Below are 25,569 nucleotides of genomic sequence, written 5' to 3' on the forward strand. Positions count from 1 at the left end.
ACCACCTTCAGTTAAAAGCTAAAAAGGTAACCGGCATTGAGCTGGCGTTGATCAAAGCGCTGACCGGTCGTTAAATCGGCTTCCAGATAAAGATGATGTGCGGTGTCTATATCGGCACTGACTCCCAGTCCGTTGCGCAAGGCATTTCCGCTGAAATCCGCTTTCTCCGTTGAACCGTTCAGAGCATATTGCATGCTGGCTGAAAACTCGCGTTCCACGCCGGTTTTGAAATAGACATTGTAATTCGTTGCTCCACTTTTCTGACTGTATCCTGCCAGCGCGCCTGCCCGACCGTTAACGGAATGATAATCTTTAAACTCAATAACCAGACCGTTGCTGGCCCGGGTCTGCGACCCTTTCTGCCGGCCTGCGGTAATCTGAGCCTGAGGTTCGAGATAAAAGCCCTGGTCATCAGGAGAGAAGTGAAAACGCCTGCCCGCCTCAACGGAAAATGTGAATCCGGTTGATTTGGCCTGACCGGAAACCAGATTCTGCTGGCTATCTTTTACCTTGAACTGATTGCGGATGCGGTTGATCTTAATGACCTGGTCGATGTAAAAACCGTTGTCGGCGACCCAGGTCAGATAGCCCCCCACATGTTCTGATTTGGCCGTACCATCACCCCCGCGGTAGTGAGGTGAGGCGTGGGTGGTCCCCATAAACAGGCCGCCTGACACGTTTATATCGTCGGCCAGGTGCTTATCTGCGCCAAACTGATAGCCGCTGTAGCCCATTTCAAAGTCACTCAGTCTGCCGCCTGAGAAGGTGTTCAGTTTACCGCCGAAGCCCCGCAGCCAGACATTCCCTTTCGCATTGTCCTGGCGGATGTCGCCCAGTCGCTGAAACAGGGTTTGCGTTTCGACATAGTTCATCAGGTAACTGACATGCAGGAAATTACCGCCTGCATCTGCCGTGGTCGTAATCGGAGGCGCTGGCGTCGGTGCCGGTTCAGGTTCAGGTTCTGGCGCAGGCTGCGGAGCAGGGGCTGGCGCGGGTGTTGGGGCAGGGGCTGGCTCTGGTGTCGGAGCCGGTTCTGGTTCCGGTGCTGATGCGGCGCCGGAAGAGTAGAGTTCCCAGTTCGTGCCGGTTTTACGCACTGAGTAGAGATAGCCGCCCAGTTCAATATCCGATGCTGTGGTAAAATTTGCTATCCCGTCAGGAGTTTCTGCCACGGTTAATAACTCATGGCCTGTTGTCGCCAGACTGCCCTGATTAACAAATGACAAGGTGAAGTCACCCTGGCTGCTGTTTGTGACAACCAGCTTATCGCCACGGTTATTAACGCCATCACCTTCACCTGCCAGATCAACACGCATATTAAAATTACCACTACCTGACAGATCGGCAACGGTTAAGGTGGAATAATCGGATGCAGAGATTGACCGGGTAAAATCAATCCGCCCCTTATTCATGTTTAACCGGTCCACATTTGAATTTGCGCTGACATACCAGTCACTTTTATCTAGGGTCGTATTCAGATACCCCTGATTGAGACCGTCGCTGATGGCTGCGCCTTGCCAGACCGAGCCGGGCTGCAGCGCTAAATCAACGAAGCCGCCGCGGGAATAAACGGATCCTGTCATATTCAGTTTGCCGTCGATATTAACCACGCCCTGTGCATAACCTTCGTTATATTGCGTGGCGATGGCGAACTGATCTGCCGAAGCCATAGCGATATCGACATTACCGGTCAGATTGATCTCGCCGCCTGTCATTGCATAAAGCGCCGCTCTGGGAGTCACTGAACTACTGATGGAAACATTATTCGCCGAGATATGACCCCCGTTGAGCGCCCACAGCGCCATGTCGGCGCTGGTAATATCGGTCTCATCAAGCGTGACAGAGGAGCCAGACGTCTGGGCAGAAGCGGCATAAGAACCGCCTGAATGAAGGCTGTTTCGCTGTTCTGCTGTTCCTTTGAAGTTAATGATTGCTGACGTGCCGCTGGCGACGATGCTGCCAGCCTGTTCAGACGTTACCTGACTGCCGGGGCCAATGTCAGCAACGCCATTCTGACGCACTTCAAGACCGATTGAGCCGCTTCCTGTCGTATTAATGGTCAGATTATCAGCGGCGAGTTCACCAAAGTTCCAGATACCAAAGGCGTTCGCGCCAGTTGTCGTGATGGTGCTTCCGGATCCGAGATTCGCGAGCGAATCGGCCTGCAGATTGAGGCCATAAGCAGAATCGCCTGTCGTGTTGAGCGTCAGTTGATTTGCGGTCAGTGTTGTGCGGCGGGATGACTCTTTCCCATTCAGGGCATGGACCCTGATAGCGTGACTTCTTCTGCCCTGAGTCGATAGGGTGCTGCCACTCCCCAGGTCCACGCGGGTGCCCGCATTGCTGACGCTGAGGCCAAAACCACCGTCTCCTGTCAGATTCACCGTAAGGGCTTCCGCTTTCAGCGATGACGCTCCCCGAATCAGGATACCGGAAGCGGTAGCGGTTCCGGTCACATTGACAGTGGTTCCCGTCCCCAGATCGGCAGTAATATCCTGACCCGTAATATTAATGCCCAGGGCACTATTTCCACTGATATTGAGAGTAAGTCCTTCCGCAAACAGCTGGCTCTCATTCCCCCAGATGACTACGCCGCGTGCATAATTATCGGCATCAGTAACGTTTATAAAAGCGCGACGACCCAGATTAACAATTCCGGTCTGATTGTAGGGATTGACGACGCCATATAGCCCGCCTGAATAGGTGGCGTCTCCGGTCAGAATGTCGCCATCATTCAGGGTTATATTCGCCCCTGTCTGGCTTCCGATATTCTCACCCGCCACGTTACCGCTCATCATAAATCCTGTCAGTAACGCCAGCGGCGTTAAACGACTCATTATCTTATTCATCAGCAAAACATTCCCTGTGTGGCACGAAAAATCAACGCGCACACAGAAAGATTAATTATTCAATGTGCGGCTAGGCAGATACGTTTGAGCTGAGAATAATTTATCAGGGAAGACGGGTTTTATATTTGATTTATCCCAAATGTGTTCCGGTTTCTATTATCAAAAGAGGGTTCTGGTTGCAATAAGGTTACGGGGGTGGGTAAATAAGGGGTTTTTTTTATGAGTGCGGGCTTGTGTGGGTTATTAATTAACTAAGAAGATAACGGATATTATTAATTGGCAATACAGGGTTGGGCGGTAATAAGTGGCTTTATAAAAGCCACTTATTAAATTAGTTAAATGCGTAACTCACCGTGAATCCAGCGCTGTAATTACGACCGGGCGCAGACTCGAAATAACGGCCATTACTCTCGTTCACAATCACCGACCCCACGTAATGCCGGTCAAACAGATTATCGACCCGCCCAAACAGATCCAGCGTCCACGCGTCCAGTTTCCATTTATAGCCACTGTTCAGTGCGGCCACCGTGTAGGAGGGGGTGTTAACGCTGTTCTGATCTTCAGCGGCAATCTGGCTCAGGTAGCGCACTTCACTTCCCGCATAGAAACCCTCTTCGGGCAGGTAGCCCAGGCCTGCGTAGACCATGTTGCGGGCAATGCCCGGAATACGGTTGCCGTCACAGCTGTCACTGCCGCAGGCATTGCTGCGATAGCGCGCATCCAGCAGGGTGTAAGCCATCTTCAGCCGCCAGTCCCAGGCAAACTGCTGGTCCAGGCTCAGCTCAAGACCGCGACGGCGCGTCTGACCGGCGTTTTTATAGGTGGTACGACCGCCGCTGCTGGCATCTGCCACAATCTCATCGCGGGTGTCAGTCTGGAACAGCGCCGCGCTCAGCAGGCCATTGCCGATACGTTTTTTGGTGCCTGCCTCCAGCGTGTCGCTGGTGGCGGGTTTCAGTCCCAGGTTCAGGCCGGTCGCATTATCCGAACGATAGGAAAGCTCATTGATGGTCGGGGTTTCAAAGCCGCGCCCGGCAGAGATCCACACGTTCCAGCCGGGATCAACGGCATACTTCAGCGCCGCCGCGGGCAGCCACTTGTGATAGCGCGCATTCCCGCTGTCGTCGCCGTTGCCGGGACGAATGTAGAAGTCATTCGAGTCAAAGTTGACGGTGCTGAAGCGCACGCCCGCATCGAGCGAAAGCTTATCCGTCAATTGCCAGGCAGTCTGCAGGTAGGGATCGAGCGTCCACATAAGGTTGCGCTCGTTGCGTCGCAGATTGCCCTGTTCGCCCAGGTGCGTAACGCCGTCACTGACGGTGAAGTTCTCGTAGCCCTTACGGCGCTCGCTCATGGTTTCATAGTCGAGGCCACCGGTCAGCGCTACCGGAATGGACAGCAGGGTATCGCGATGAGTCCAGCGGGTGTCTGCACCCTGATAATGGCGGGTCAGGGCGATCACGCCACCGGGATGGGAAGGTTTGAGCTGCACCGTGGCGGGAATCGACTGGAACTGGGTCGTTTCGCGCATGCCCGCATAGAGCATGACGCTGAGGTCGTCATTTTCACTCATCTGGCGCTGATAGCGCAGACCGCCCTGGGTCTGATCGACCGTTTTGCGGGTGTTATAGAGCGAGACATTGTTCACCACCTGACGCGGATTGTCGCGCCACTGTGCCGCGGTCAGGCCGCCCGGGTCCTGTGCGTCGATGTGAACGCTGTTAAACAGCAGCGTCAGGGTACTGACATCATCAATGCGCACGCCGAGTCTGGCGTTTCCGAGGTTTTTCTGGGCGGAGCTGTGGTCGCGATAGCCGTGGGTGGTAAAGCGGGAGGCAGAAACGGTGTAGTTCACATCGCCGGCATGCGTGCCGTCACCGGTCGCGCCGCTGGCTTTAACACTGTTGCGCCAGCTGCCGTAACTGCCGTACCAGCTGCCGGCTTCCAGCGTCGCCGGCTGCTGCCCCTGCTGTGTTGTGACGTTGATGACCCCGCCTGACGCATTGCCATAGAGTGCTGAGAAGGGGCCGCGCAGCACTTCAACATGGTCAACCGAGCCGATATCAATATTTGAGGTCTGTGACTGCCCATCCGGCATGGTCGCCGGAATGCCATCCACATAAATGCGCAGGCCGCGCACGCCATAGGTGGAACGGGAGCCAAAGCCGCGCATCGAAATCTGCAGGTCCTGGGCGTAATTCTGCCGGTTCTGGATCTGCAGACCGGGCACGCTGCTGAGATTTTCCGACAGGTTCACGCGCGGGGCGGCCTGGCGCATATCGTCGCCGCTGACCACGCTCAGAGCCGCGGGGGTATCGAGTTCGTTGAGGCCCTGTTCTGACGGTGCGGCGGTGACGACCAGGGTCGCGTCGTTATCCGCCGCCAGCAGCGGCAGCGGCAGCATGGCGGGCAGCATGACCAGCGTCATCTGACGCAGAGAAATTATTTTCATTATAAGTCGCCTGGAAAAGAGAAGAGGTATTGAACCAGATGGAACAATTGTCGCGTATGGTAAGGGTTTGCCCGGTTGGGGTACACCGTTTCGGGCTGGATTTTTTCTCTGTTTACCGCCAGGCTGAAACGCAACTTTACTGGTCACGGGCATCCACCGTTGTGGGATGCCGTCAGATAACTCAAGGGAGTCAGCATGAAACAACCTGAAGTAGCGGTTCTGGGATTAGGCGCAATGGGGCACGCATTTGCCGCTAATCTGCTGAAGAAAGGCTTTACCGTGCACGGCTGGAATCGCACCCGCGCACGCGGCGAAGATTTGCTGGGCGCGGGGTTGCAGCTGGCTGACTCGCCGGACGAGGCGGTGCGGCAGGCGGATGTCGTAATCGCCATGCTGGCGGACGGTGATACCACTGAGCAGGTGCTGCATCAGGTTAAGGAAGCCCTTAAACAGGGTGCAACGCTGTGCCAGATGGGCACCATCGGGGTGGAAAAAACGGACGCGCTGATCGCCTTTTTCGCAGAGGCCCGTCCCGATCTGCTGTTTATTGATGCGCCGGTTTCCGGCACTAAGGCACCGGCCGAAAACGCACAGATTCTGGTGCTCGCCAGTGGCGATCAGAGCCGGGCGCAGGCGGCAGAAGCGGTGTTTGCCGCCATCGGTAAAGGTACGCAATGGCTGGGCGAAGCGGGTAAAAGCAGCCGTATGAAGCTGGTGATCAACAGCTGGCTGATTGGCATGATGCAGAGCCTGGCAGAGAGTACCCAGCTGGCAGCGCAGTTCGGCTTCTCCACCGACGATCTCTGGCAGGTGCTGGAGGGCGGTCCGCTCGCGGCCCCTTATGCAAAAATGAAGCTGGAGATGATGGCCCGCGATGACTACACCCCGCAGATGCATCTGGTCTGGGCGCTGAAGGATGCCCGACTGGCGCTGGATGCCGCAGAAACGCCGCTGCCAGCGCTGGAGAATATTTCCCGGCTCTGGCAGCAGGCGGTTGATGAAGGACATGGTGAAGAGGATCTGGCGGTGATCTACCGCTATCTGAAAGCGCAATGAGCCAGCAGCCGGTTGACTTCAGCCATCGTCCGCTGGTGCCGCTGGCGCACGACTACCGGCACGGTGCCAGTGAGCCCTGGCACCACCATACCTGCGCACAGCTGATCCACACGCTGAGCGGCGTGGTGCGGGTGGAAACGGAGTATGGCAGCTGGATCGTGCCACCGAGCCGCGGCGTCTGGCTGCCCGCGTTTACCCGTCATGCGTTGCAGATTACCGGCAGCGTCGCGGCGCGCACGCTGTTTATCGATCCGCTGGCACGCGCCGATCTGCCCGCCAGCTGTCAGGTGGTGCAGATTTCGCCGTTGCTGCGTGAGCTGATTGTTACCGCACTCGCGCTGCCGGTGCATTACGAAGCAGGCAGCCGGGCTGAGCGGGTAATGGAGTTGATTCTGGATGAAATTCGCGGCATGGATGTGCTGCCGTTTGCGCTGCCGACGCCACACAGCGCCCGGCTTCAGGCGCTGTGTGAGCGGATCCAGCAGACCCCCGGCGAAAACTGGACGCTACTGCGCGCCAGTACCCACCTGAACGTCTCGGGCCGGACGCTGGCCCGCCATTTTATGCGCGAAACCGGATTGCAGTTCAGCGACTGGGTGCGACGTGCCCGGCTGGCGATCGCCCTGACGCGACTGGCGCAGGGCGACGCGGTGCTGCGGGTGGCGCTGGAGCTGGGCTATGAAAGCCCCAGCGCCTTCAGTGCGATGTTTCGTCGTCTGCTGGGCGTGTCACCGACGGACTACTTTCCGCCGCCAGAAAGCAGCCCGCCGCGCTGAGCAGTGCCTGCAGGGCCGCACGGGTCGTGTCGTTGTCGATGCTCACACCCCAGGCCCGCACCCCACGCGCATCCACACAGCTGATATAGGCCACGGATCGGCTGTCACTGCGCCGCCCCAGCGTGTGTTCATGATAATCCTCAATGGTCAGATGAAGATCGAACGCGCCAGCGAGGGCATTGACCGCCGCCGACAGCCAGCCATTGCCCCGGCCGGTGAGCGTCACGGGACGCTCCTGACAGCGGACGCTGGCGCGCATCTGCGTCTGTCCGACGCTGTCGCTCTGGCTGTCAGCCTGCTCCAGGGTGATTGCCGGCTGCGTCACACCGTAGCGGCGGCAAAAGAGCTGCCACAGCGCGTAGTGCGTCATCTCGCCACCGTGCCGGTCTGTCTCCTGCTGCACACAGCGGCTGAAATCCTGCTGCAGGGCACGCGGCAGCTGTAAACCGTGATTCTGTTCCAGCAGCCAGGCGGCTCCGCTTTTGCCTGACTGGCTGTTGACACGGATCACCGCCTCATAGCTGCAGCCGATGTCGGCCGGGTCAAGGGGCAGGTAGGGCATCTGCCACAGCGTCTCCTGCTGTTCGGCGCGAATGGCGAACCCTTTTTTGATCGCGTCCTGATGCGAACCGGAGAAGGCGGTGAAGACCAGCTCCCCCGCGTAGGGATGGCGGGGATGCACTGGCAACTGGTTGCAGCGGGTCACCACCTCAATTACCTCCTGCATTTTGCTGAAGTCGAGCTGCGGCGAAACGCCCTGCGTGTAGAGATTCAGCGCCAGCGTGACCAGATCGACATTGCCGGTGCGCTCGCCGTTGCCAAACAGGCAGCCTTCAACCCGGTCAGCGCCCGCGAGCAGAGCCAGCTCCGCGCAGGCGACGCCGGTGCCGCGATCGTTATGCGGATGGACGCTGATACAGACGGCATCGCGGCGGCTGAAGTGGCGGCAGAAATACTCGATCTGATCGGCATAGACATTCGGCGTATTCACCTCCACCGTGGCGGGCAGGTTGATGATCATCGGCCGCGTGACATCAGGCTGCCAGACATCCGCCACCGCCTCGCAAATCTCCAGAACGAACGCCGGTTCGGTGAAACAGAACGTCTCGGGTGAATATTGAAAGGTCCAGTGGGTTGCCGGCTGCGCCTCGCATCCGGCGCATATCTGCCGCGCGCCTGCGGTGGCGAGGGCGATAATCTCCGCTTTGCTCTGTTTAAAAACTCGTTCGCGAAACAGCGGCGCAGTGGCGTTATAGAGATGCACAATGGCGCGCGGCACCCCCTGCAGCGATTCGAAGGTGCGGGCGATCAGATCGGCACGCGCCTGTGTCAGCACCTGCAGCGTCACATCCTGCGGAATGCGCTGCTGTTCAATCAGATCGCGAACGAAATCAAAATCTGTCTGCGATGCTGAGGGAAAGGCGACCTCGATCTCCCGGAAACCGCAGCGCAGCAGCAAATCCCAGAAGGCCATCTTGCGCTCGCGATCCATCGGCTCCGCCAGCGCCTGATTGCCATCGCGCAGATCGGTAGAGAGCCAGCGCGGTGCCTGAGTGAGCTGGCGTGAAGGCCACTGACGATCGGGCAGCGACATCAGCGGGGCGGGACGGTATTTATCAGCGGGTTGCGTCAGCATAGGGTTCTCCTTGTTTTTTTATCAGTCTGCCGCCAGCGCCTCTCCGCCGCGCGCGCAATGCTGACAACCTGATGCGCAAAAGTGACAACACACAGCAAGGTGAATATGCAAGCAGCGCTGTTCCGCCTGAAGACGAAGAAGACTGAAAAGGGAAGGCTCTGAGTTGATGTCAGACAGGTGAGCAAGAGGCGCTGTAGTCAAAGACGGTGCCTACAGCGTGGGCTGGTAAGATTACGTCGTGATCAGTGTCGTTCTCACCTGAGGACAATCAGAGTCAGAACAGCGAGCGCTGTGCCGAGATAGCAGATTCCTGCAATCATCCACAGACGCACTAACGAGATCATCCAGCGGCTGACAGTGAGTCTGTTTTCGCCGAAAAAGGAGTAAGCAGGACTCTCCTTGCTGAGGGAGACTATAGGTTTATTCCTGCTGAGATTAATGAAAAATCTGCACACCTGATATGCGCCAAAAAAACCGGCCATGTGATAGAACGAACAGGGTGGCGGAAACTGATATTTCTCCAGGAACAGGGAAATGAGTCTGTCATACGCTTTTCTGTTAAAAGCGTACAGGAAGAAAGAGATGAAAATCAGAAAGCTACCAGCGAGGCCAGAAATCAGCCCCGCTCTTGAGATATAAAACTCAGTCACCTGTTGACCCCAGTAAATAATCCACTTCAGACCGGCGCACAAGAAATATTCTCTGCACTATATCCTGAAATATTCAGGGCAACACCCTGCGTGCGCTCCGGTTTGATGAATCTGCCGGGCGGGGTTAGCATGATCGCCTGTTTCTCCGGGTGAACACTTATGCTGATTTTTGACGGTCACAACGACCTGCTGCTTAACCTCTGGCTGCATCATCGCGATGCGCCTGCGCAGGCGTTTTATCAGGGTATTGAACGGGGCCACCTCGATTTCCCCCGCATTCAGCAGGGCGGCTTTGGCGGCGGGCTGTTTGCGATTTTTGTGCCGCCGCAGGAGTACATTGCCCGCACCGTGCCAGCCCGTGCCGGTGAACCCTGGCAACCGCTTGAGATCATGTGGCAGCAGCTGCAGATCCTGCAGCAACTGGCCGATGAATCAGGGGGCCGGGCGCGTCTCTGCCGCAGCGTGGAAGAGATTGCAGAGTGCCGGGCGGCGGGTGTGCTGGCGATGATGGCGCATATCGAAGGGGCCGATGCGCTGGATGAAGAGGGCGAACAGCTGCACGCCTTCTGGCAGGCGGGGGTGCGCAGTATCGGGCCGTTCTGGAATCTGCCTAACCGCTTTGGTCAGGGCGTCAGCGGCAGCTTCCCCGGCTCGCCTGATACCGGGCCGGGGCTGACCCCGGCCGGTGAATGGCTGATCCAGCAGGCCAGCGCGCTCAATATGATGATCGACGTCTCTCACATGAATGAAAAGGCCTTCCAGGATACTGCCCGGATCGCCGCTGCGCCGCTGGTCGCCAGCCACTCTAACGCGCACGCCCTCTGCCCGCAGCCGCGCAATCTCACGGATGCGCAGCTGATGGCGATCCGCGACAGCGGGGGGCTGGTCGGCATCAACTTCGGCAACGCGTTTCTGCGGGCGGACGGTAAACGCGACGCCGACACGCCATTAACAGAAATTGTTAAGCATTGTGATCACCTGTTGAGGATAATGGGCAGCGACCATGTGGCCTTTGGCTCCGATTTCGACGGCATCACCCCGCCGGATGCGCTGGGGGATGTCAGCGGGATGCCGCGTCTGCTCGCGGCTTTCCGGGAAGCGGGCTATGATCAGACACTGACAGAGAAGCTGGCATGGGGAAACTGGCAGCGGGTTTTACGTCTGACCGGGCTGTGATAACAATTTCCTTACGTCCGGACTTGATCCCGACGCGCCATTGGCGCACCATCTGCCTGGAAATTGTGACAGTGCTCTCATTTAATCGCTGTCACGCTGATTCCAGGCAGCTAAATTACTGTTAATAAAGAGGATATAAATTATGTGGAAAAAACCAACCTTCGTTGATCTGCGTCTCGGTCTGGAAGTAACTCTCTACATCTCCAACCGTTAATCGTTATGCCCGCCTTCTGAGCGGGCATTTTTTCAACTTCTGGTTTTCCTCTATGTTTATCAAAATCCTCGGTTCGGCCGCGGGTGGCGGGTTTCCGCAGTGGAACTGCAACTGCGCCAACTGCCACGGCGTGCGAAACGGCACGATTCAGGCCAGCATGCGTACACAGTCGTCGATTATCCTCAGCGATAACGGCGAGGACTGGGTGCTGTGCAATGCCTCTCCCGATATCAGTCAACAGATCCTGCATACGCCCGAGCTGACCCGCAAAGGGGTACTGCGCGGCACCGCGATAGGTGCCATTATCCTGACCGACAGTCAGATCGATCACACCACCGGGCTGCTCAGCCTGCGTGAAGGCTGTCCGCATCAGGTATGGTGCACCCCTGAGGTGCATGCCGACCTCAGCACCGGCTTCCCCATCTTTCCGATGCTCAGCCACTGGAACGGCGGCTTACAGCACCGGCCCATTGCGCCACTGACGCCGTTCAGCGTTGATGTCTGTCGCGATCTGGTGTTTACCGCGATTCCGATCATCAGTAACGCGCCGCCATACTCGCCCTATCGCGATCGGCCGCTGCCGGGTCACAACGTGGCGCTGTTTATCGAAAACCGCGCCAGCGGCCAGACGCTGCTCTATGCACCCGGTCTGGGAGAGCCTGATGACGTCATCCTGCCGTGGCTGCACAAGGCAGACTGCCTGCTGATTGACGGCACCGTCTGGCAGGATGATGAGCTGCTCGCCACCGGCGTAGGCCACAACACCGGCAGGGCGATGGGCCATCTGGCACTGGCAGAAGAGCAGGGGCTGATGGCGCTGCTGGCGTCGCTGCCGGCAAAACGCAAAATTCTGATCCACATTAACAACACCAATCCGATCCTTAACGAGCAGTCACCCCAGCGTCAGTTTCTGACAGAGCAGGGCATCGAGGTGAGCTGGGACGGAATGGCGATCCACCTTCAGGGCTAAATCATGCAGATCACCGAAACGCTGTCGCCACAGGCTTTTGAACAGGCTCTGCGCGACAAGGGTGCGTACTACCACATTTATCACCCCTATCACATTGCGATGCACAACGGTCAGGCGACCCGCGAGCAGATTCAGGGCTGGGTGGCCAACCGCTTCTATTACCAGACCACCATTCCGCTGAAAGATGCGGCGATCATGGCGAACTGTCCCGATCCGGCTACACGGCGCAAATGGGTGCAGCGCATCCTTGACCATGACGGCAGTAATGGCGAAGAGGGCGGCATCGAAGCCTGGCTGCGGCTGGGCGAGGCCGTCGGTCTGACGCGTGAGGAACTGCTGTCGGAGCAACACGTGCTGCCCGGCGTGCGTTTTGCGGTGGATGCCTATATTAACTTTGCCCGCCGCGCCAACTGGCAGGAGGCCGCGTGCAGTTCACTGACCGAGCTGTTCGCGCCGCAGATCCATCAGTCGCGGCTCGACAGCTGGCCGCAGCACTATCCATGGATCAAAGAAGAGGGCTACTTCTACTTCCGCAGCCGCCTGGGTCAGGCGAACCGCGATGTGGAACATGGCCTGGCGCTGGCGCTGGACTTTTTCACCACCGCAGAGAGCCAGAACCGCATGCTGGAAATTTTGCAGTTTAAGCTCGATATTTTATGGAGCATGCTGGATGCGATGACCATGGCTTACGAGCTGAAACGTCCGCCTTATCACACCGTCACTGACAAGGCGGCGTGGCACACCACCCGACTGGTATAACAGATGAATGAGAACTCGATTGCCGCGTTTCGTCGCGGCTACCGCATGCAGTGGGAAGCCGCCCAGGAGAGCCACGTCGTGCTCTATCCGGAAGGGATGGCGAAACTGAATGAAACCGCCGCCGCCATTCTTGAGCTGGTGGATGGCAAACAGGATATCGCCGCGATTATCGCGACGCTGGACAGCCGTTTCCCGGAAGCGGGCGGCGTGGGTGCAGACGTTTTAGAGTTCCTGCAGTCAGCCTATGAACAGAAGTGGATACAGTTCCGTGACCCCGCATAAACCTGGCGTAAATCCGCCGCTCTGGCTGCTGGCCGAGCTGACCTATCGCTGCCCGCTGCAGTGTCCCTACTGCTCGAATCCGCTCGACTTTGCGCAGCAGGAGAAGGAGCTGACGACGGCGCAGTGGGTTGAGGTGTTTCGCCAGGCGCGCGCCATGGGCAGCGTACAGCTCGGCTTTTCCGGCGGCGAGCCGCTGACCCGTAAAGATCTGCCGGAGCTGATTAAGGCCGCGCGCGATCTCGGCTTCTATACCAACCTCATTACTTCCGGCATCGGCCTGACAGAGAAGAAGCTGGATGCCTTCAGCGAGGCGGGTCTGGACCATATCCAGATCAGCTTCCAGGCGAGTGATGAAACCCTGAATGCCGCGCTGGCAGGCTCGAAAAAGGCGTTTCAGCAGAAGCTGGAGATGGCGAAGGCGGTTAAGGCCCACGGCTATCCGATGGTGCTCAACTTCGTGCTGCATCGCCACAACATCGATCAGATCGATAAAATTATCGACCTCTGCATCGAGCTGGAAGCGGATGACGTCGAGCTGGCGACCTGTCAGTTCTACGGCTGGGCGCAGCTGAACCGCGAAGGCCTGCTGCCTACCCGTGAGCAGATCGCGCAGGCGGAAGCGGTGGTAAACCGTTACCGTGAGCGCATGAGCGCCAGCGGCAGCCTGACCAATCTGCTGTTTGTGACCCCGGACTATTACGAAGAGCGGCCCAAGCCCTGCATGGGCGGCTGGGGTGCCATCTTCCTCAGCGTCACGCCGGAAGGCACCGCGCTGCCGTGTCACAGTGCGCGCCAGCTGCCGGTGGAGTTTCCGTCGGTGCTGACGCAGAGTCTGGACGATATCTGGTACAACTCATTCGGTTTTAACCGCTATCGCGGTTTCGACTGGATGCCAGAGCCGTGCCGTTCCTGTGACGAGAAAGAGAAAGACTTCGGCGGCTGTCGCTGCCAGGCGTATATGCTGACCGGCAACGCCGACAACACCGATCCGGTCTGCAGCAAATCACCGCATCACGGTAAAATTCTTGAGGCCCGCCGCGAGGCGGATTGCAGCGACATTAAAATTGGTCAGCTGCAGTTCCGCAACCGCAGCAACTCACAGCTGATCTACAAAACCCGGAACCTCTGATGATAACGCGCGGTCTGGCGATCAATGGCCTGACGATTGAGCTGGTGCATCACGCCGACGCCAGCCAGGCCGCGGCGCTGATTCAGGTGGCGGCAGGCAGCCACGACGAGCCTGACCGCTGGCCAGGCCTGGCGCATCTGCTTGAGCATCTGCTTTTCACCGGCAGCACCAGCTGGCCTGATGAGGGGCGGCTGATGAGCTGGATCCAGGCGCAGGGTGGCAGAGTTAACGCCACCACGCAGGCCCGCCGCAGCGCCTTCTTCTTTGAAGTTACGCCGTCGCTGCTGGCTGACGGGCTGCTGCGATTGCAGGATATGATTGCCCATCCGCTGCTCGACAATCAGGCGATCGGGCAGGAAGTGGCAGTGATCGACGCAGAGTATCAGCTGTTACAGCGCCATCAGCCGACACGCACGGAGGCGGCACTGCTGCACGCCGCCACATCACCCCCCGCATTCCGCCGCTTTCAGGCAGGGAGTCGCGCCACCTTTGGCGATGATCTCCCCGCTCTGCAGCGGGCGCTGCGCCAGTTCCACCAGCGCTATTACGTTTCCGGCACTATGCGGCTCTGGCTGCAGGGACCGCAGACGCTGGATGAGCTGGAGCAGCTGGCGCGGGATTTTGCCGCCGGGCTGCCGTCCGGTTACGCGCAGCAGGATCTGTCGCCGCCCGGACTGACAGGTGAGGCTGTCTGGCAGCTGGCGGAGGGCGCACCCGCGGCGCTGTGGCGCAGCTGGCTGCTGGACAGTAGTGACGGTGTCACGTTATGGCGTGAGTTTCTGCTCGATGATGCGCCCGGTTCACTGCTGGCGACGCTGCGCGAGCGGAAGCTGGCGGAGGCGCTGGATCTGCAATGGATCTATCAGGCCGATGACGCGCACTGGCTGGCCCTGAAGGTGGATACCGACCAGCCTGAGCTGACAGACAGCGTGATCGATGACTATCTGGCCGCGCTGCGCCAGACCACTGAACCGCAGCATCAGCACTATCAGCGGCTGGCACAGCAGCGTTTTGCCGCGCTCGCGCCGCTGGATCAGTTACGCCAGCGCGCCTTCGGCTTTGCGCCGGATGAGGCAGAGTCTGTGTTGCCGCGGCTGCTGGCGTCGCTCTCCCGCGCGCCGCAAAGCTGGCTGATCTGCTCGCCGCAACCGGCGGCGGAGAATCTGGTCACGCAGGGATTCAGCCTGGCGCTCTCACCACGGAATGCGTTTCCCCGCACGAAGCCATCCCCGGCCTCATTCACCTTTTATCCGCTCAGCAGCGCCGCCACCGCTGAACCGCTGCCTGCCACAGCGGTAGTCTTACCGCATCATCAGCCTGACGACGGGGATGCTACGCTGATCCTGCGCCCGGAGTTCTGGACAACCTTTACGCCGGAGAGGGGCCTGGCGCTGGAAAAACGGCTGCGTCCGCTGTTTGCCGCGCTGCGCCATCAGGGCGGTCATGGGCGCTGGCAGGAAGTGGAGGGGGTGTGGCAACTGACGCTGCAGCTGCCGCCGGCGGCGGCGGTGACCGACAGGGCGCTCAGCCTGATGGTGCCTGCTCTCACGCCGCCTTCCGAATCCGGGCCGACTCCGCCTGTGGAGAGCATCGCCATTCGTGCGCTGCTGCAGCAGTTACCCTATGAGCTGGCGGTAAACGTTGCGCCCGGCAGCTGGCGGGCGGCACTGAAAGGGGGCAACGCGGCGCTGCACGCCCTGATCGCCCGGCGGCTGAGTGCGCTGTCGCTGCCGGTTAACCCGGCCGCGCCGCCGACGCGCATGACGCCCCGGACCGGTCTGACGCGTCTGCCCCATGCCAGCACCGATAATGCGCTGCTGCTCTTTATCCCGCTGCAGCAGAGTGAACAGCTGGCTGCGCTGCGGGCGCTGGCCCTGATCTACGAGCCGCGCTTTTTCCAGCGCTATCGGGTCGAACAGCCGGTGGGCTACGTGGTCAGCAGCCGCTATCTGCGCTGCGCCGACGAAGACGGGGTGCTGTTTGCGCTGCAGTCACCCGACTACAGCGCGCTCTCCCTGCTGCGCTACTGCCGCAACTTCCTGCGCTCGCTGACGCCGACGCTGGGCGAGTGCGATCTGGTGGCACTGAAAACCCGCCTGCTCAGCAGAGAAAGCGATCAGCCGCTGGCACGGCTGCGTCAGGAGAATGGCCTGGCCGAACCCGATGCGGCGCAGATCCAGGCGCTGGATCTCAGGGATCTGCAGCAGCTGCATCGCACGCTGATGCAGGATCGCCGCCGCTGGCGGGTGCTGTTCACGGACGGAGAACGGACGCAGGCCTGGCAGAGAGTTGCTGAATTTATTTGAAAATTACCGACAAATCTCTTCACTGTCTAAAACGGGAAATTTGCACCACACTTAGTGCACTTTTGTCCGCATAAGGAATTGACCGTGAAGAACTTCAAACGTATTGCACTGCCCCTGTTAGCCGCTGCGACCCTGTATGCCCCCCTGTCCCAGGCTGAGGCGATGCACTACCAGCTGAACCCTGAGCATACGTCCGTCATCGTTGCCTGGAACCACTTCGGCTTCTCCAACCCGACCGCGGATATCCCGGATGCCACCGGTACGCTGGTGTTTGACAAAGATCATCCGGAAGCTTCACGCGTTGACGTGACCCTGCCGGTCAGCAAAATCGACAGCCACGTTGCGGCACTGACGAAAGAATTCAAAGGCGCGGACTATTTCGATACCGCGAAATACCCGACGGCCACCTTCCACAGCACCAAAGTGGTCGCAAAAGGCGACAACAAATTTGATGTTGAAGGTAACCTGACCCTGAAAGGGATCACCAAACCGGTTACGCTGCACGCTACGCTGAACAAGCAGGGCGAGCATCCGATGGTGAAGAAGCAGGCGATTGGTTTTGATGCCACCGGCACCATCAAACGCTCTGACTTCAAACTGGATAAATATGTGCCAGCGGTCAGTGACGAGGTCACCCTGACCCTGTCTACCGAAGCCTACGCGAAGTAACAGGCCGGCGGCGCAGCCCGTGCGGCTGCGCCACGTTTCTCACGCTGTCAGCCAGCCCTGCAGGCTCTCCAGCGTGACAGAAGCCCCGCCACAGACGATAACCAGCACCTTTTCTTCCGGCTTAAAGCTAATCTTCCCGTCATAGAGCATCGACAGCGACACACCACAGGCAGGTTCTGTCAGAACACGATGATCGTCCAGAAAGCGGCGACAGGCGTTCACGGCTTCATCATCGGTCACCACCATCCCCCGGACGTCTGAACGGCGCGCCACCGTAAACGCATTTTCACACACCTGGCTGGCCGCCAGCGTCGTGGCAATCCCGCTGACGCTCTCCAGCGTGACCCGCTCGCCCGCCTTCAGCGCGGCGTTAAGGGAGGCGGTTCCCTCTGTTTCCACCGCATAAACCGGAATATGGCCGAGCTGATGTTTTTCCAGTCCCTGCATCACGCCGGAGAGCAGGCTGCCACCGCCTGTCGACAGGATGACGGCATCCGGACGCAGCCCTTCGTCGATCACTTCATCCACCAGCGTACTGATGCCGTCCCACAGCAGCGGGTTGTCAAAGGGGTGAATATAGATATTCTCCGCTGTCGCCAGCGACAGGGCATACGCATTCGCTTCACTCCAGACCCTGCCGTGGACGATGAGCCTGGCACCTTCCTGTTCAATCAGCTGTCTGGCGCGCGCCGAGGTGGTTTCAGGCACCACCACCGTGACCGGCAGTCCCAGCCGGCGGCCACTGTGGGCCACGGCAATACCCGCATTGCCGCCGGAGGAGCTGATAAAGGCTTTTGCGCCCTGCGCGGCGTAATGGCGGCAGATGTGGGCCGCACTCCGGAGCTTAAATGATCCGGTCGGCTGCGCTGATTCCATTTTCAGCCAGACATGGCTCCCGCTGAGCTGACTGAGTGGCAGGGAGTAGATGAGCGGGGTGCGGATACTGATTTCCATGCGTCTTATCCTGGTCAAAGGCGTTGATGACAAACCGGCTGACTGTCAGGCCGGGGGTGCGGGAGAGCAGCGTCGGACAGAGGAGGCCTCCGCCTCGCCGAAGATAAGGCGCACGATTCTCCTTACAAATCATCATGCTTCTGCTGCATTTTCTGTCGGCTTTATTCGTTATACAGAAGAGTGTTACCTGTTCGCAACAGCGATGCTGAATCTGATTAACATGACGATGCGCAGGGGATATCGGCATCCCTTTATCCGCCGGCCGGCGGCGAAACCGGGAAAAATGAGGTGAAAGTCACAAATTCGCAACGTCACTGTCTCGCCTGATTCCGGCTTTTTCCGCCGTTCTCCCCATCCCGCCAGCCCGCACGCTAACCCGATGATTTATATCGATTCGTCTCAGGCGTAATAAGTCGGAATAGCGTGACTCACATCACAAATCATGCGCCTCACAACCCGCTGTCAATATTCCGGTCAGCGAAAAACCGCTCATAAATGTGACTTCACCTGCAAAGTGCAACTCCGCTTACCGGAAGAATGACCCTCAGCAGATTCAGCCAGCGAGGAGAGGATGATGCGGATTGGAATGGTCATCAGTGGCGGCGATGTCACCGGGATTAATAATTTTGTTTTTCAGATTGGCCGTCTGACCCAGGCCGGGATGGTGATATTTGACGGCGGCATTCCCGGCCTGCTGGCCAATAACCACCGTGAAATCAGCCAGCGCGATCTGCTGGACTTCTCCATCGCCGCGATTCCGGTCATTCAGTCGGGACGCACCGAAAAAAAACTGGTGCAGAGCGAGTACGAGCTGATTGCACGCCAGCTGAAAAACGCCCGGATTGACGTATTGATTCTGGCGGGCGGCGACGGATCGCTGCAGTTTCTTCACATGCTCTCACAGAGCGGGGTGAACTGCTTTGGTGTCGGCATGACCATCGACAACGATGTTTTCGGCAGTGACTACACCCTGGGCTTTTCCACCGCCTGCGAGCAGGTCTTAAAAGAGGTGGCGAAGCTGCGTAATACCGGGCGCGCCTTACCGGGCCGGGTATTTATGGTGGAGCTGCTCGGCGGCTACTGCGGTGAATTGACCCTGCAGTCCGCGATTAAAGCCAACGCGGATATTGCGCTTATCCCGGAGTGCCAGATCCCGGTGCCGCAGCTGGCGCAGCGCATTACCCGGCGGCTGGAACAGCAGAACAGCGTGGTGATTCTCTGTTCAGAAGGTTACACCCGGGAATATTCGCCCGGTTTTCAGGGCGCTATCGACACCTTAATCAAACAGCTTGAACCCCTGATTGGCGTTCGGATCCGTAAAACCATTCTCGGTTACGGACTGCGTAATGGTGACCCTACCTGCGAAGAGATTTATCAGGGCACCATTATGGCCAGTGAGGTGGTGCGTTGTATTCAGTCAGGCATGCGGAATAAAGCGGTCATTATTAACGGCAGCAATAAACCGATCCCGATTGATTTAATAAGCATGCAAAAACGCCTGGTCGATATTGACGGGCACTATTACAAACTCGCTAAACAACTCAACATCGTGTGAGGAGAAGAACATGCTGAAAATATTATGTGTCTGTGGTTGTGGATTAGGCTCCAGTTTTGCCATTGAGATGAGCGCAAAGGCCGTTTTAAAAAAACTGGAAATTGAGGCCGATATCGATCACACCACCATTTCAGAAGCGAATGCTTTTAAGTCAGATATGATCCTGACGCAAAAAGCCTTTGCCGATGTATTAAATGCGGATGCCACACCAGAGCAGATTAAACGGGTCATTATTCTTAACCGGCTCACCGATAAAGCGGAAATAGAGCAGAAGATCCTGGCCTTTTTAAAAGAACGCAACCTGAAGGCCGCCGCCCATGAATAGTGTGATTGATTTTCTGGTCAAAGATCTGCTGGGACAGGCATCGATTCTGATCGCCTTTATTGCCCTTATCGGTCTGCTGCTGCAAAAAAAATCGGCAGGGAAGGTGATGGAAGGCACCTTTAAAACCCTGCTCGGATTTTTAATTATGATGGCGGGTATCAATATTATTGTCGGCACGCTGACCTTTCTGAATACCATCTTTACCCACGGCTTCGGCATGCGCGGCTATATCACCGATGTGGCCGCCATTGCCGGGCTGGCAAACCGTGAGCTGGGGTCGGAAGTGGCGCTGACGCTGCTGGCGATCTTTATCGTCAACATCATTATCGCGCGCCTGACGCCCTTTAAGTACATCTTCCTGACGGGACAGGCGCTGCTCTGGATGGCGACGATCGGCGCCGTCATCGGTTACAAAGCGGGACTGACCGGCCTGCCGCTGATCCTGACCGGCGGCATCTTCGGCGGCATCATGGCGGTCATCATGCCTGCGCTGGCGCAGCCGGTGGTGCGGCGCATTACCGAGTCGGATGATGTCGCGCTGGGTCACTTCTGCACCATTGGCTATCTGGTCACGGCTGCGGTCGCCAGAGTGGTCGGCAAAGGCTCCCGCTCAACCGAAGATCTGAAGCTGCCGGATAACTTTAAGTTTCTGCAGGACACCTATCTGTCGATGGCGCTGGTGATGGTGCCGATGTATCTGATCCCCGCCCTGGCCGCCGGTCCGGCCTTCATCGCACAGTACAGCAACGGCATGAACTACCTGATGTACGCCTTTATGCAGTCGATTCAGTTTGTTGCCGGGGTGTTTGTGCTCTACAGCGGCGTTCGCCTGCTGCTAAACGAGCTGGTGCCTGCGTTCCGCGGTATCGCCATGCGGGTGGTGCCGGATGCGAAACCAGCGCTGGACTGTCCGGTGATGTTTCCTTACGCCCCTAATGCGGTGATTGTCGGCTTCCTCGCCACCACGCTCGGCTCCATCGTCGGCATGCTTCTCTTCCCGATGATGGGTCTGGCGATGATCCTGCCGGGTCTGCTGACCAACTTCTTTGCCGGGGGCACCGCCGGGGTCTTTGGTAACGCCATGGGCGGGCGGCGCGGCGCGATGATCGGCGGCTTTGTTCACGGCCTCTTTATCACGTTCCTGCCCGCCATCCTGGTGCCGATGCTGGAAAGCTACGGCTTTACCGGCGTGACCTTCAGCGATTCCGACGTCATCAGTACCGGACTGGTACTCGGCCACGCTTTCCAGAACAACTGGCTGTTCGTCGCCCTGTTTATTGCCTTTGTTACCGCGCTTGCCTGGTTTGTTAATGGCAAATCCACCCGACCTCACGAGGAAAAAATCCATGAAACTTTATAATTTCGCCGACCTGCTTCAGCTGGCTAAACAGCGTGACTTTAAAGCGGTGGGATCTTTCAATCTGCACTGTCTGGAGATGCTGCCCGCCTATTTTAAAGCGGCAGAGAAAACCAGCAGCCCGTTAATGATCCAGATCTCCACCGGTACGGCGAAATATCTCGGCCATAAGCTGCTGGTCGACGCCATTAAATCGCTGTCAGAGAGCACCGGCGTGCCGACGTGTCTGCATCTCGATCACTGCTCGGATCTGACGGCTATTCAGACGGCGATCGACGCCGGCTTCAGCTCTGTCATGTATGACGGCTCTCATCTGCCGATTGAGGAGAATATTGCCAACACCCGTCGGGTGATCGATATGGCGCGACCGCACAACGTCTCGGTCGAGGCGGAGCTGGGGGCGATTGGTGGCTCGGAGGATGGCAAAAGCCTGGAGATGGAGGCGATTGCGTTTACGCCGGTGGAGGATGCGCGTCGCTTCGTGGAGGAAACCGGCGTCGATATGCTGGCGATCTCCATCGGCACCGTGCACGGGCTTTACACCGGCAAGGCGCACATTCAGCATCAGCGGCTGGCCGATATTACGGCGGCCACCCGCACGCCGCTGGTTCTGCACGGCGGCACCGGGGTCAGTGACGAAGATATGCGGCTGGCGGTGAGCAGCGGGATTGAAAAGGTCAACGTCGGAACGGAAATGAACGTTCAGTGGGTGGCACAGTGCAAATCGACCTTTGAAAAAGGCAAGGTCAATGACAGCGTGCGTAACTTCCTGGTGCCGGCAAATGACGCGGTGACCAATGTGCTGGTGGAGAAGATGCAGTTATTCCGCTGATCGGCGGATCGGTTATCAGTCAGTCGTAACGTTTTTATTTTCATGCCTTAACTGAACCCCTGAAATAATCCGGGGCAGGAGAGCCTATGTTTGGATTTCTGAAAAAGTCATCGGCGGGTGAACCGGTCAGCCCGCAGCAGCAGGACCATCTGGCGGAACTCAGCCGCGGCAAAATAACGCAGCTGGAGCAGCAGCTGGCTATTAATCCGCGCGATGGCGCAACGCAAAAAGAATTAATGCTGGAATATAACCGGGCGTTAAGCTTATTTGCGAAAAGCCCTCGCTACCGCAATGAAATCGATGCGCTGTTTGTCAAAATAGATGAATTGCGCAATGTGGTTCGCCAGTCGATCTGAGGAGAGCGGATGACCATTAAGCAGTTATTACAGGAGGCCGACGCCATTCAGACCGGCATTGACGCCACGGACTGGCGTCAGGTTATCGCCCTGGCCGCGGCTCCGCTGGTCAGCGGCGGCTATCTTCACGCCTCCTATCCGGAGGCGGTGATTGCCAATACGCTGACGCATGGCGCGTACTATGTCTTTGAGGAGGGCATTGCCATTCCTCATGCGCGACCGGAAGCGGGGGTGATCCGCGACTGTTTCAGTCTGATCCTGCTGAAGGAACCGATCTCCTTTGCGGGCAGTGATAAGGCGGACATTGTGATCATGTTTGGTGCGCGCGACAGTAACGCGCACATCGAAGAGGGGATCCGGGCCATTGTGTCGCTGCTGGAGGATGAGGAGACGCTGGTCAGGTTACGTCAGGCCAGCAGCGCAGCGGAGGTCATCGATATTTTATGACGCTGACAAATACGGTAAAACGGGTGGTGCTGGTGAACGGCATCCCGGCGTCGGGTAAAAGTACCCTGACGCAGGCGCTTTCTCACCATTTTGGCTGGCCGGTGCTGACGCTCGACGCGCTCAAAGAGCCGTTTATGCGCTGCTTTACCCCGGTCGACCGCGCGCGAAACCGGCAGCTGGGCTGCGCGGCCTACCAGGCGATCTGGAACATCGTTGGTCAGGCACCGGCCAGTCAGATCTGGCTGATCGACGCCTGGTTCGGGTTTCAGCCGCGTGCGCTGCTGGAGCAGGGGCTGAAACAGGCCGGCGTGGAGGAGGCGCTTGAGCTGTGGCTGAAGATCGATCCGGAGGTGGCGGTGGCGCGCTATCAGGCACGGCTGTCGCAGCGGCTGCCGGGACATCCCGGTGCCGAGTATCTGCCGGAGCTGCGCCAGCTGGCGCGTCAGGCCAGGCCGATGGCGCTGGGGCCGGTCTGTGAGACTGACGCCTGCGCCCGGGACGACACGGCCGTTATTCACTGGCTGCAACATCAGCTGACCAGAACCCGCTACACTTCAGCTCATCATGAGCGACGTGAGGAGCGGCAGGATGACATCACCCCCCTATCTGCAAACCGGTGAAAGCGCCGTACTCTATGACGGCGTCTGTAAGCTGTGTAACGGCTGGGTTCAGTTTCTGCTGCGCCACCGGCTGGCGCGGCAGGTTCGTTTTGCCTCGGTGCAGAGCGAGCAGGGCAAGGCGCTGCTGCGCTGGGCCGGACTGCCGGAAGAGAAGATCAGCACCATTGTCTACATTAAAGGTGACCAGCACTGGCTGCGGGCGCAGGCGGTATTCCGCGTTATGCAGCATCTCCCTCTGCCGTGGCGCGGGCTGGCGGTGCTGCGTCACTTCCCCGACACCCTCAGTAACTTTGCCTATGACCGCATCGCGTTAAACCGCTACAGACTGTTTGGCCGTTACAGCAGCCAGCATGCGATTGTCCCCGATTATCCCGGACGTTTTCTGCATCAGGTTGATTCCCCGCGCTGAAGCGTGAAAGGCGGCTGTGGGCGGCACTGAGATCAATGATATCCTTGGGGTTATTGTTGCTGCCCATGACCACAGCACACCTGTGCTGCCAGCCAACGGATAGAGGGATGCATGCCGGTTAACTTCGATCTCAACGATCTCTACGCGTTTCGCGCGCTGGTGGAGTTTGGTAACTTTCGCCTGGCGGCGGAATCGATCTGTCTCTCCCAGTCGGCGCTGAGCCGCCGGATCGATAAACTAGAAACCACACTGGGGATCAAACTGTTTGAGCGCACCACGCGCCGCGTAACGCTGACGCTGAAAGGGCACGCGTTTGCGCAGCGCTCAGACAAGCTGCTGACAGACTTCGAAGAGGTGATGGCCGATCTCAGTGAGGTCAGCCTGGCCCGCACCGGCCTGATTACGGTCGCCTGCGTGCCGTCAGCGGCCTACTACTTCATGCCCAATATCATCCGGCTGTTTCAGGTGCGCTACCCCAGAGTGCGGGTGAAACTGATCGACAGCAGTGCGGCCAATGTGTATGACGCGGTGATTGGCGGGCAGGCGGATTTCGGCATCAGCTTCTCCAGCCGTTCGCAGCCGGATGTCCATTTTCAGCCGCTGAGGGATGACCCTTACGTGGCGGCCTGTCGGCGCGATCATCCGATTGCCGGAAAAAAGAGTCTGAGCTGGCAGGCGTTTTATCAGTATGAGTGGATCGGGCTGGATAAGACCTCCGGTAATCGCAATCTGCTGGATCAGGCATTGCAGGCGATCGTGCCGGAGAAGCCCTGTGTCTGCGAAACCCGGCACGTCACGACCATGCTGGGGATGGTTGAGGCGGGGCTCGGCATTGCTGCCGTCCCCGCCATGTCGATGCCGGGTTACGATCACGCCCTGCTGACGGGCGTGCCGTTAACCGACCCGGAGGTGAAACGCACCATCGGTCTGCTGCGCAAAAATGGCCGGATGCTGTCGCATATCGCGGGCGAACTGGAAAACCTGATTACTGAACAGTATCAGCTTCTCTGACCGGTTTTGAGGCCGTCACGCTGTGCAGTCCGCTGGCCAGCACGGCCTTCTGGTTTTCCGGCGACGCGAGCCAGTGCAGCAGCTTACTCGCCTCATCCGGCTGCCCGGAGGTGCGCACCACGGCACCGGCAAAGCGGGTGGTGTATTGCAGCTTCGCCGGCAGCTCCCCAATAAAGGTGACGCCTGACACGGGCAGCAACTCACTCACCTGCTGAAACCCGATACTGTATTTCCCGGCCGCCACCTCTGACGCCACCGGAATGCGCTCAACCTTCACGGCTTTATTCCGGACCTGATCCTCAATACCCAGCCGGCTGAAAAGCTGGCTGCTGACATATTTACCGCTGGCGCTGTCGGAATAGGCGATGGAACCGGCCTTCAGCAGGGTGGCGCGGAGTTCACTTTCGCTGCCGATCTTAACCGGCGTCGCCCCCTGTCTGATGACCGCGCCGATGCGCGAGTCGGCGAGTTCTACCCGGGAACCCGGCAGCGTCTCACCCTTTTTCTCCAGTCCGGTCAGCGCGTCGCCGACCATAATCACCACATCGGCCGGCTCACCGCGCGCCAGTCGCGCCGGGATCGCCTGTGGGGTCTTGCCCATCGACGGACCGGCAACCGTATGGAGGGTGATCCCTTCCTGCCGGGCGAAGCGCGGCGAGAGGGTATCCCAGGCCGCTTTAAACCCGCCGGAGATCATCACCGTCAGTTCTTTTGCCTGCGCACCGGCACTGCCCAGTAACAGGGGGATTAACAGTAAAGCAGATTTCATTCTCAGTTCC

At 58.5% G+C, this 25,569-nt stretch carries 25 protein-coding genes; 19 read left to right on the plus strand and 6 right to left on the minus strand.

Features of this window, described 5'->3' with window-relative positions:
• Positions 1 to 11: 11 nt before the first annotated feature.
• Positions 12 to 2,837 (minus strand): autotransporter outer membrane beta-barrel domain-containing protein, encoded by a 2,826-nt coding sequence (locus tag FJW00_RS18570; protein ID WP_140925307.1) that lies wholly within the window; start codon positions 2,835 to 2,837, stop codon positions 12 to 14.
• A 343-nt stretch (positions 2,838 to 3,180) separates the two neighbouring features.
• Positions 3,181 to 5,301: a TonB-dependent receptor PqqU gene (gene pqqU, locus FJW00_RS18575; RefSeq protein ID WP_181405392.1), complete on the minus strand. Its 2,121-nt coding sequence runs from the start codon at positions 5,299 to 5,301 to the stop codon at positions 3,181 to 3,183.
• A gap of 195 nt (positions 5,302 to 5,496) precedes the next feature.
• Between pqqU and FJW00_RS18580 the strand changes: the two genes are divergently transcribed.
• Both FJW00_RS18580 and FJW00_RS18585 read left to right on the plus strand, forming a co-directional pair.
• Entirely contained in the window at positions 5,497 to 6,357 is an 861-nt protein-coding gene (locus FJW00_RS18580) for an NAD(P)-dependent oxidoreductase (protein WP_140925309.1), read from the plus strand.
• Positions 6,354 to 7,133: an AraC family transcriptional regulator gene (locus FJW00_RS18585; protein WP_009090277.1), complete on the plus strand. Its 780-nt coding sequence runs from the start codon at positions 6,354 to 6,356 to the stop codon at positions 7,131 to 7,133. The genes FJW00_RS18580 and FJW00_RS18585 overlap by 4 nt, the downstream gene beginning before the upstream one ends.
• Here the strand turns inward: FJW00_RS18585 and leuA are convergent.
• Both leuA and FJW00_RS18595 read right to left on the minus strand, forming a co-directional pair.
• Positions 7,054 to 8,769 carry a 2-isopropylmalate synthase gene (gene leuA, locus FJW00_RS18590; protein WP_140925311.1) on the minus strand — a complete coding sequence of 572 codons (1,716 nt, stop codon included), beginning with the start codon at positions 8,767 to 8,769 and terminating at the stop codon, positions 7,054 to 7,056. The two genes, FJW00_RS18585 and leuA, sit on opposite strands and share 80 nt — an antisense overlap.
• A 254-nt stretch (positions 8,770 to 9,023) precedes the next feature.
• Positions 9,024 to 9,419, minus strand: a complete 396-nt coding sequence (locus tag FJW00_RS18595) for a hypothetical protein (protein WP_140925313.1) — start codon at positions 9,417 to 9,419, stop codon at positions 9,024 to 9,026.
• Positions 9,420 to 9,578: 159 nt separating this feature from the next.
• On the opposite strand from FJW00_RS18595, the gene FJW00_RS18600 reads away from it, so the two are divergent.
• The 8 genes from FJW00_RS18600 (at position 9,579) to FJW00_RS18635 (ending at position 16,924) form a co-directional block, all read left to right on the plus strand.
• Positions 9,579 to 10,595 (plus strand): dipeptidase, encoded by a 1,017-nt coding sequence (locus FJW00_RS18600; RefSeq protein WP_140925315.1) that lies wholly within the window; start codon positions 9,579 to 9,581, stop codon positions 10,593 to 10,595.
• Positions 10,596 to 10,737: 142 nt separating this feature from the next.
• A complete protein-coding gene (pqqA, locus tag FJW00_RS18605) occupies positions 10,738 to 10,809 on the plus strand; it encodes a pyrroloquinoline quinone precursor peptide PqqA (protein WP_009090272.1) in 72 nt (23 codons plus the stop codon).
• 52 nt (positions 10,810 to 10,861) lie between these two features.
• Positions 10,862 to 11,779 (plus strand): pyrroloquinoline quinone biosynthesis protein PqqB, encoded by a 918-nt coding sequence (gene pqqB / locus FJW00_RS18610; protein ID WP_140925317.1) that lies wholly within the window; start codon positions 10,862 to 10,864, stop codon positions 11,777 to 11,779.
• A gap of 3 nt (positions 11,780 to 11,782) precedes the next feature.
• On the plus strand, positions 11,783 to 12,538 hold the full coding sequence (gene pqqC / locus FJW00_RS18615) for a pyrroloquinoline-quinone synthase PqqC (protein ID WP_009090267.1): 756 nt from the start codon (positions 11,783 to 11,785) through the stop codon (positions 12,536 to 12,538).
• Between the two features lie 3 nt (positions 12,539 to 12,541).
• Complete coding sequence (gene pqqD, locus FJW00_RS18620; protein ID WP_046101796.1) at positions 12,542 to 12,820, plus strand: pyrroloquinoline quinone biosynthesis peptide chaperone PqqD; 279 nt, start codon at positions 12,542 to 12,544, stop codon at positions 12,818 to 12,820.
• Positions 12,783 to 13,949 (plus strand): pyrroloquinoline quinone biosynthesis protein PqqE, encoded by a 1,167-nt coding sequence (pqqE, locus tag FJW00_RS18625; protein WP_373682550.1) that lies wholly within the window; start codon positions 12,783 to 12,785, stop codon positions 13,947 to 13,949. The genes pqqD and pqqE overlap by 38 nt, the downstream gene beginning before the upstream one ends.
• Positions 13,949 to 16,255 (plus strand): pyrroloquinoline quinone biosynthesis protein PqqF, encoded by a 2,307-nt coding sequence (gene pqqF, locus FJW00_RS18630; RefSeq protein WP_140925321.1) that lies wholly within the window; start codon positions 13,949 to 13,951, stop codon positions 16,253 to 16,255. Before pqqE ends, pqqF begins: the two co-directional genes overlap by 1 nt.
• A gap of 84 nt (positions 16,256 to 16,339) precedes the next feature.
• The gene (locus FJW00_RS18635) at positions 16,340 to 16,924 is read left to right on the plus strand and encodes a YceI family protein (RefSeq protein ID WP_046101799.1); all 585 of its coding nucleotides are present in this window, start codon (positions 16,340 to 16,342) and stop codon (positions 16,922 to 16,924) included.
• Between the two features lie 39 nt (positions 16,925 to 16,963).
• Here the strand turns inward: FJW00_RS18635 and FJW00_RS18640 are convergent, their stop codons facing one another.
• Positions 16,964 to 17,878, minus strand: coding sequence for a pyridoxal-phosphate dependent enzyme (locus tag FJW00_RS18640; protein WP_140925323.1), 915 nt, complete (start codon positions 17,876 to 17,878; stop codon positions 16,964 to 16,966).
• Between the two features lie 574 nt (positions 17,879 to 18,452).
• Between FJW00_RS18640 and FJW00_RS18645 the strand changes: the two genes are divergently transcribed.
• The 9 genes from FJW00_RS18645 (at position 18,453) to psrA (ending at position 24,790) form a co-directional block, all read left to right on the plus strand.
• Positions 18,453 to 19,433: a 6-phosphofructokinase gene (locus tag FJW00_RS18645; protein WP_058958230.1), complete on the plus strand. Its 981-nt coding sequence runs from the start codon at positions 18,453 to 18,455 to the stop codon at positions 19,431 to 19,433.
• A gap of 10 nt (positions 19,434 to 19,443) precedes the next feature.
• On the plus strand, positions 19,444 to 19,758 hold the full coding sequence (locus FJW00_RS18650) for a PTS sugar transporter subunit IIB (protein WP_140925326.1): 315 nt from the start codon (positions 19,444 to 19,446) through the stop codon (positions 19,756 to 19,758).
• On the plus strand, positions 19,751 to 21,118 hold the full coding sequence (locus FJW00_RS18655) for a PTS sugar transporter subunit IIC (protein ID WP_009090252.1): 1,368 nt from the start codon (positions 19,751 to 19,753) through the stop codon (positions 21,116 to 21,118). The genes FJW00_RS18650 and FJW00_RS18655 overlap by 8 nt, the downstream gene beginning before the upstream one ends.
• The gene (locus FJW00_RS18660) at positions 21,105 to 21,947 is read left to right on the plus strand and encodes a class II fructose-bisphosphate aldolase (protein WP_009090250.1); all 843 of its coding nucleotides are present in this window, start codon (positions 21,105 to 21,107) and stop codon (positions 21,945 to 21,947) included. Before FJW00_RS18655 ends, FJW00_RS18660 begins: the two co-directional genes overlap by 14 nt.
• A gap of 86 nt (positions 21,948 to 22,033) precedes the next feature.
• Complete coding sequence (locus tag FJW00_RS18665) at positions 22,034 to 22,303, plus strand: hypothetical protein (protein WP_140925328.1); 270 nt, start codon at positions 22,034 to 22,036, stop codon at positions 22,301 to 22,303.
• A gap of 9 nt (positions 22,304 to 22,312) precedes the next feature.
• A complete protein-coding gene (locus tag FJW00_RS18670; RefSeq protein ID WP_046101806.1) occupies positions 22,313 to 22,750 on the plus strand; it encodes a PTS sugar transporter subunit IIA in 438 nt (145 codons plus the stop codon).
• Positions 22,747 to 23,370 carry a P-loop nucleotide/nucleoside kinase family protein gene (locus tag FJW00_RS18675; RefSeq protein ID WP_046101807.1) on the plus strand — a complete coding sequence of 208 codons (624 nt, stop codon included), beginning with the start codon at positions 22,747 to 22,749 and terminating at the stop codon, positions 23,368 to 23,370. Before FJW00_RS18670 ends, FJW00_RS18675 begins: the two co-directional genes overlap by 4 nt.
• Positions 23,339 to 23,779, plus strand: a complete 441-nt coding sequence (locus tag FJW00_RS18680) for a thiol-disulfide oxidoreductase DCC family protein (RefSeq protein WP_140925330.1) — start codon at positions 23,339 to 23,341, stop codon at positions 23,777 to 23,779. Before FJW00_RS18675 ends, FJW00_RS18680 begins: the two co-directional genes overlap by 32 nt.
• Before the next feature lie 111 nt (positions 23,780 to 23,890).
• Positions 23,891 to 24,790, plus strand: coding sequence for an L-proline-binding transcription factor PsrA (gene psrA / locus FJW00_RS18685; RefSeq protein WP_058958228.1), 900 nt, complete (start codon positions 23,891 to 23,893; stop codon positions 24,788 to 24,790).
• Here psrA and FJW00_RS18690 read toward each other — a convergent pair.
• The gene (locus tag FJW00_RS18690; protein ID WP_140925332.1) at positions 24,765 to 25,559 is read right to left on the minus strand and encodes a substrate-binding domain-containing protein; all 795 of its coding nucleotides are present in this window, start codon (positions 25,557 to 25,559) and stop codon (positions 24,765 to 24,767) included. The genes psrA and FJW00_RS18690 overlap by 26 nt on opposite strands.
• Positions 25,560 to 25,569: the final 10 nt, after the last annotated feature.

The organism is Pantoea anthophila, from assembly GCF_006494375.1.
Lineage (GTDB): Bacteria > Pseudomonadota > Gammaproteobacteria > Enterobacterales > Enterobacteriaceae > Pantoea > Pantoea anthophila.

Bases quoted from the DNA above. Each gene is read 5' to 3' on its own strand.
- FJW00_RS18675 (WP_046101807.1), top strand. From the start codon at position 22,747: ATGACGCTGACAAATACGGTAAAACGGGTGGTGCTGGTGAACGGCATC.
- pqqC (WP_009090267.1), top strand. From the start codon at position 11,783: ATGCAGATCACCGAAACGCTGTCGCCACAGGCTTTTGAACAGGCTCTG.
- FJW00_RS18600 (WP_140925315.1), top strand. From the start codon at position 9,579: ATGCTGATTTTTGACGGTCACAACGACCTGCTGCTTAACCTCTGGCTG.
- FJW00_RS18665 (WP_140925328.1), top strand. From the start codon at position 22,034: ATGTTTGGATTTCTGAAAAAGTCATCGGCGGGTGAACCGGTCAGCCCG.
- FJW00_RS18690 (WP_140925332.1), bottom strand. From the start codon at position 25,559: ATGAAATCTGCTTTACTGTTAATCCCCCTGTTACTGGGCAGTGCCGGT.
- FJW00_RS18655 (WP_009090252.1), top strand. From the start codon at position 19,751: ATGAATAGTGTGATTGATTTTCTGGTCAAAGATCTGCTGGGACAGGCA.
- FJW00_RS18585 (WP_009090277.1), top strand. From the start codon at position 6,354: ATGAGCCAGCAGCCGGTTGACTTCAGCCATCGTCCGCTGGTGCCGCTG.
- pqqE (WP_373682550.1), top strand. From the start codon at position 12,783: ATGAACAGAAGTGGATACAGTTCCGTGACCCCGCATAAACCTGGCGTA.
- pqqF (WP_140925321.1), top strand. From the start codon at position 13,949: ATGATAACGCGCGGTCTGGCGATCAATGGCCTGACGATTGAGCTGGTG.
- pqqU (WP_181405392.1), bottom strand. From the start codon at position 5,301: ATGAAAATAATTTCTCTGCGTCAGATGACGCTGGTCATGCTGCCCGCC.
- FJW00_RS18645 (WP_058958230.1), top strand. From the start codon at position 18,453: ATGCGGATTGGAATGGTCATCAGTGGCGGCGATGTCACCGGGATTAAT.
- FJW00_RS18660 (WP_009090250.1), top strand. From the start codon at position 21,105: ATGAAACTTTATAATTTCGCCGACCTGCTTCAGCTGGCTAAACAGCGT.
- FJW00_RS18580 (WP_140925309.1), top strand. From the start codon at position 5,497: ATGAAACAACCTGAAGTAGCGGTTCTGGGATTAGGCGCAATGGGGCAC.
- FJW00_RS18680 (WP_140925330.1), top strand. From the start codon at position 23,339: ATGACATCACCCCCCTATCTGCAAACCGGTGAAAGCGCCGTACTCTAT.
- pqqB (WP_140925317.1), top strand. From the start codon at position 10,862: ATGTTTATCAAAATCCTCGGTTCGGCCGCGGGTGGCGGGTTTCCGCAG.
- FJW00_RS18640 (WP_140925323.1), bottom strand. From the start codon at position 17,878: ATGGAAATCAGTATCCGCACCCCGCTCATCTACTCCCTGCCACTCAGT.
- leuA (WP_140925311.1), bottom strand. From the start codon at position 8,769: ATGCTGACGCAACCCGCTGATAAATACCGTCCCGCCCCGCTGATGTCG.
- psrA (WP_058958228.1), top strand. From the start codon at position 23,891: ATGCCGGTTAACTTCGATCTCAACGATCTCTACGCGTTTCGCGCGCTG.
- FJW00_RS18670 (WP_046101806.1), top strand. From the start codon at position 22,313: ATGACCATTAAGCAGTTATTACAGGAGGCCGACGCCATTCAGACCGGC.
- pqqD (WP_046101796.1), top strand. From the start codon at position 12,542: ATGAATGAGAACTCGATTGCCGCGTTTCGTCGCGGCTACCGCATGCAG.
- FJW00_RS18570 (WP_140925307.1), bottom strand. From the start codon at position 2,837: ATGAGTCGTTTAACGCCGCTGGCGTTACTGACAGGATTTATGATGAGC.
- FJW00_RS18650 (WP_140925326.1), top strand. From the start codon at position 19,444: ATGCTGAAAATATTATGTGTCTGTGGTTGTGGATTAGGCTCCAGTTTT.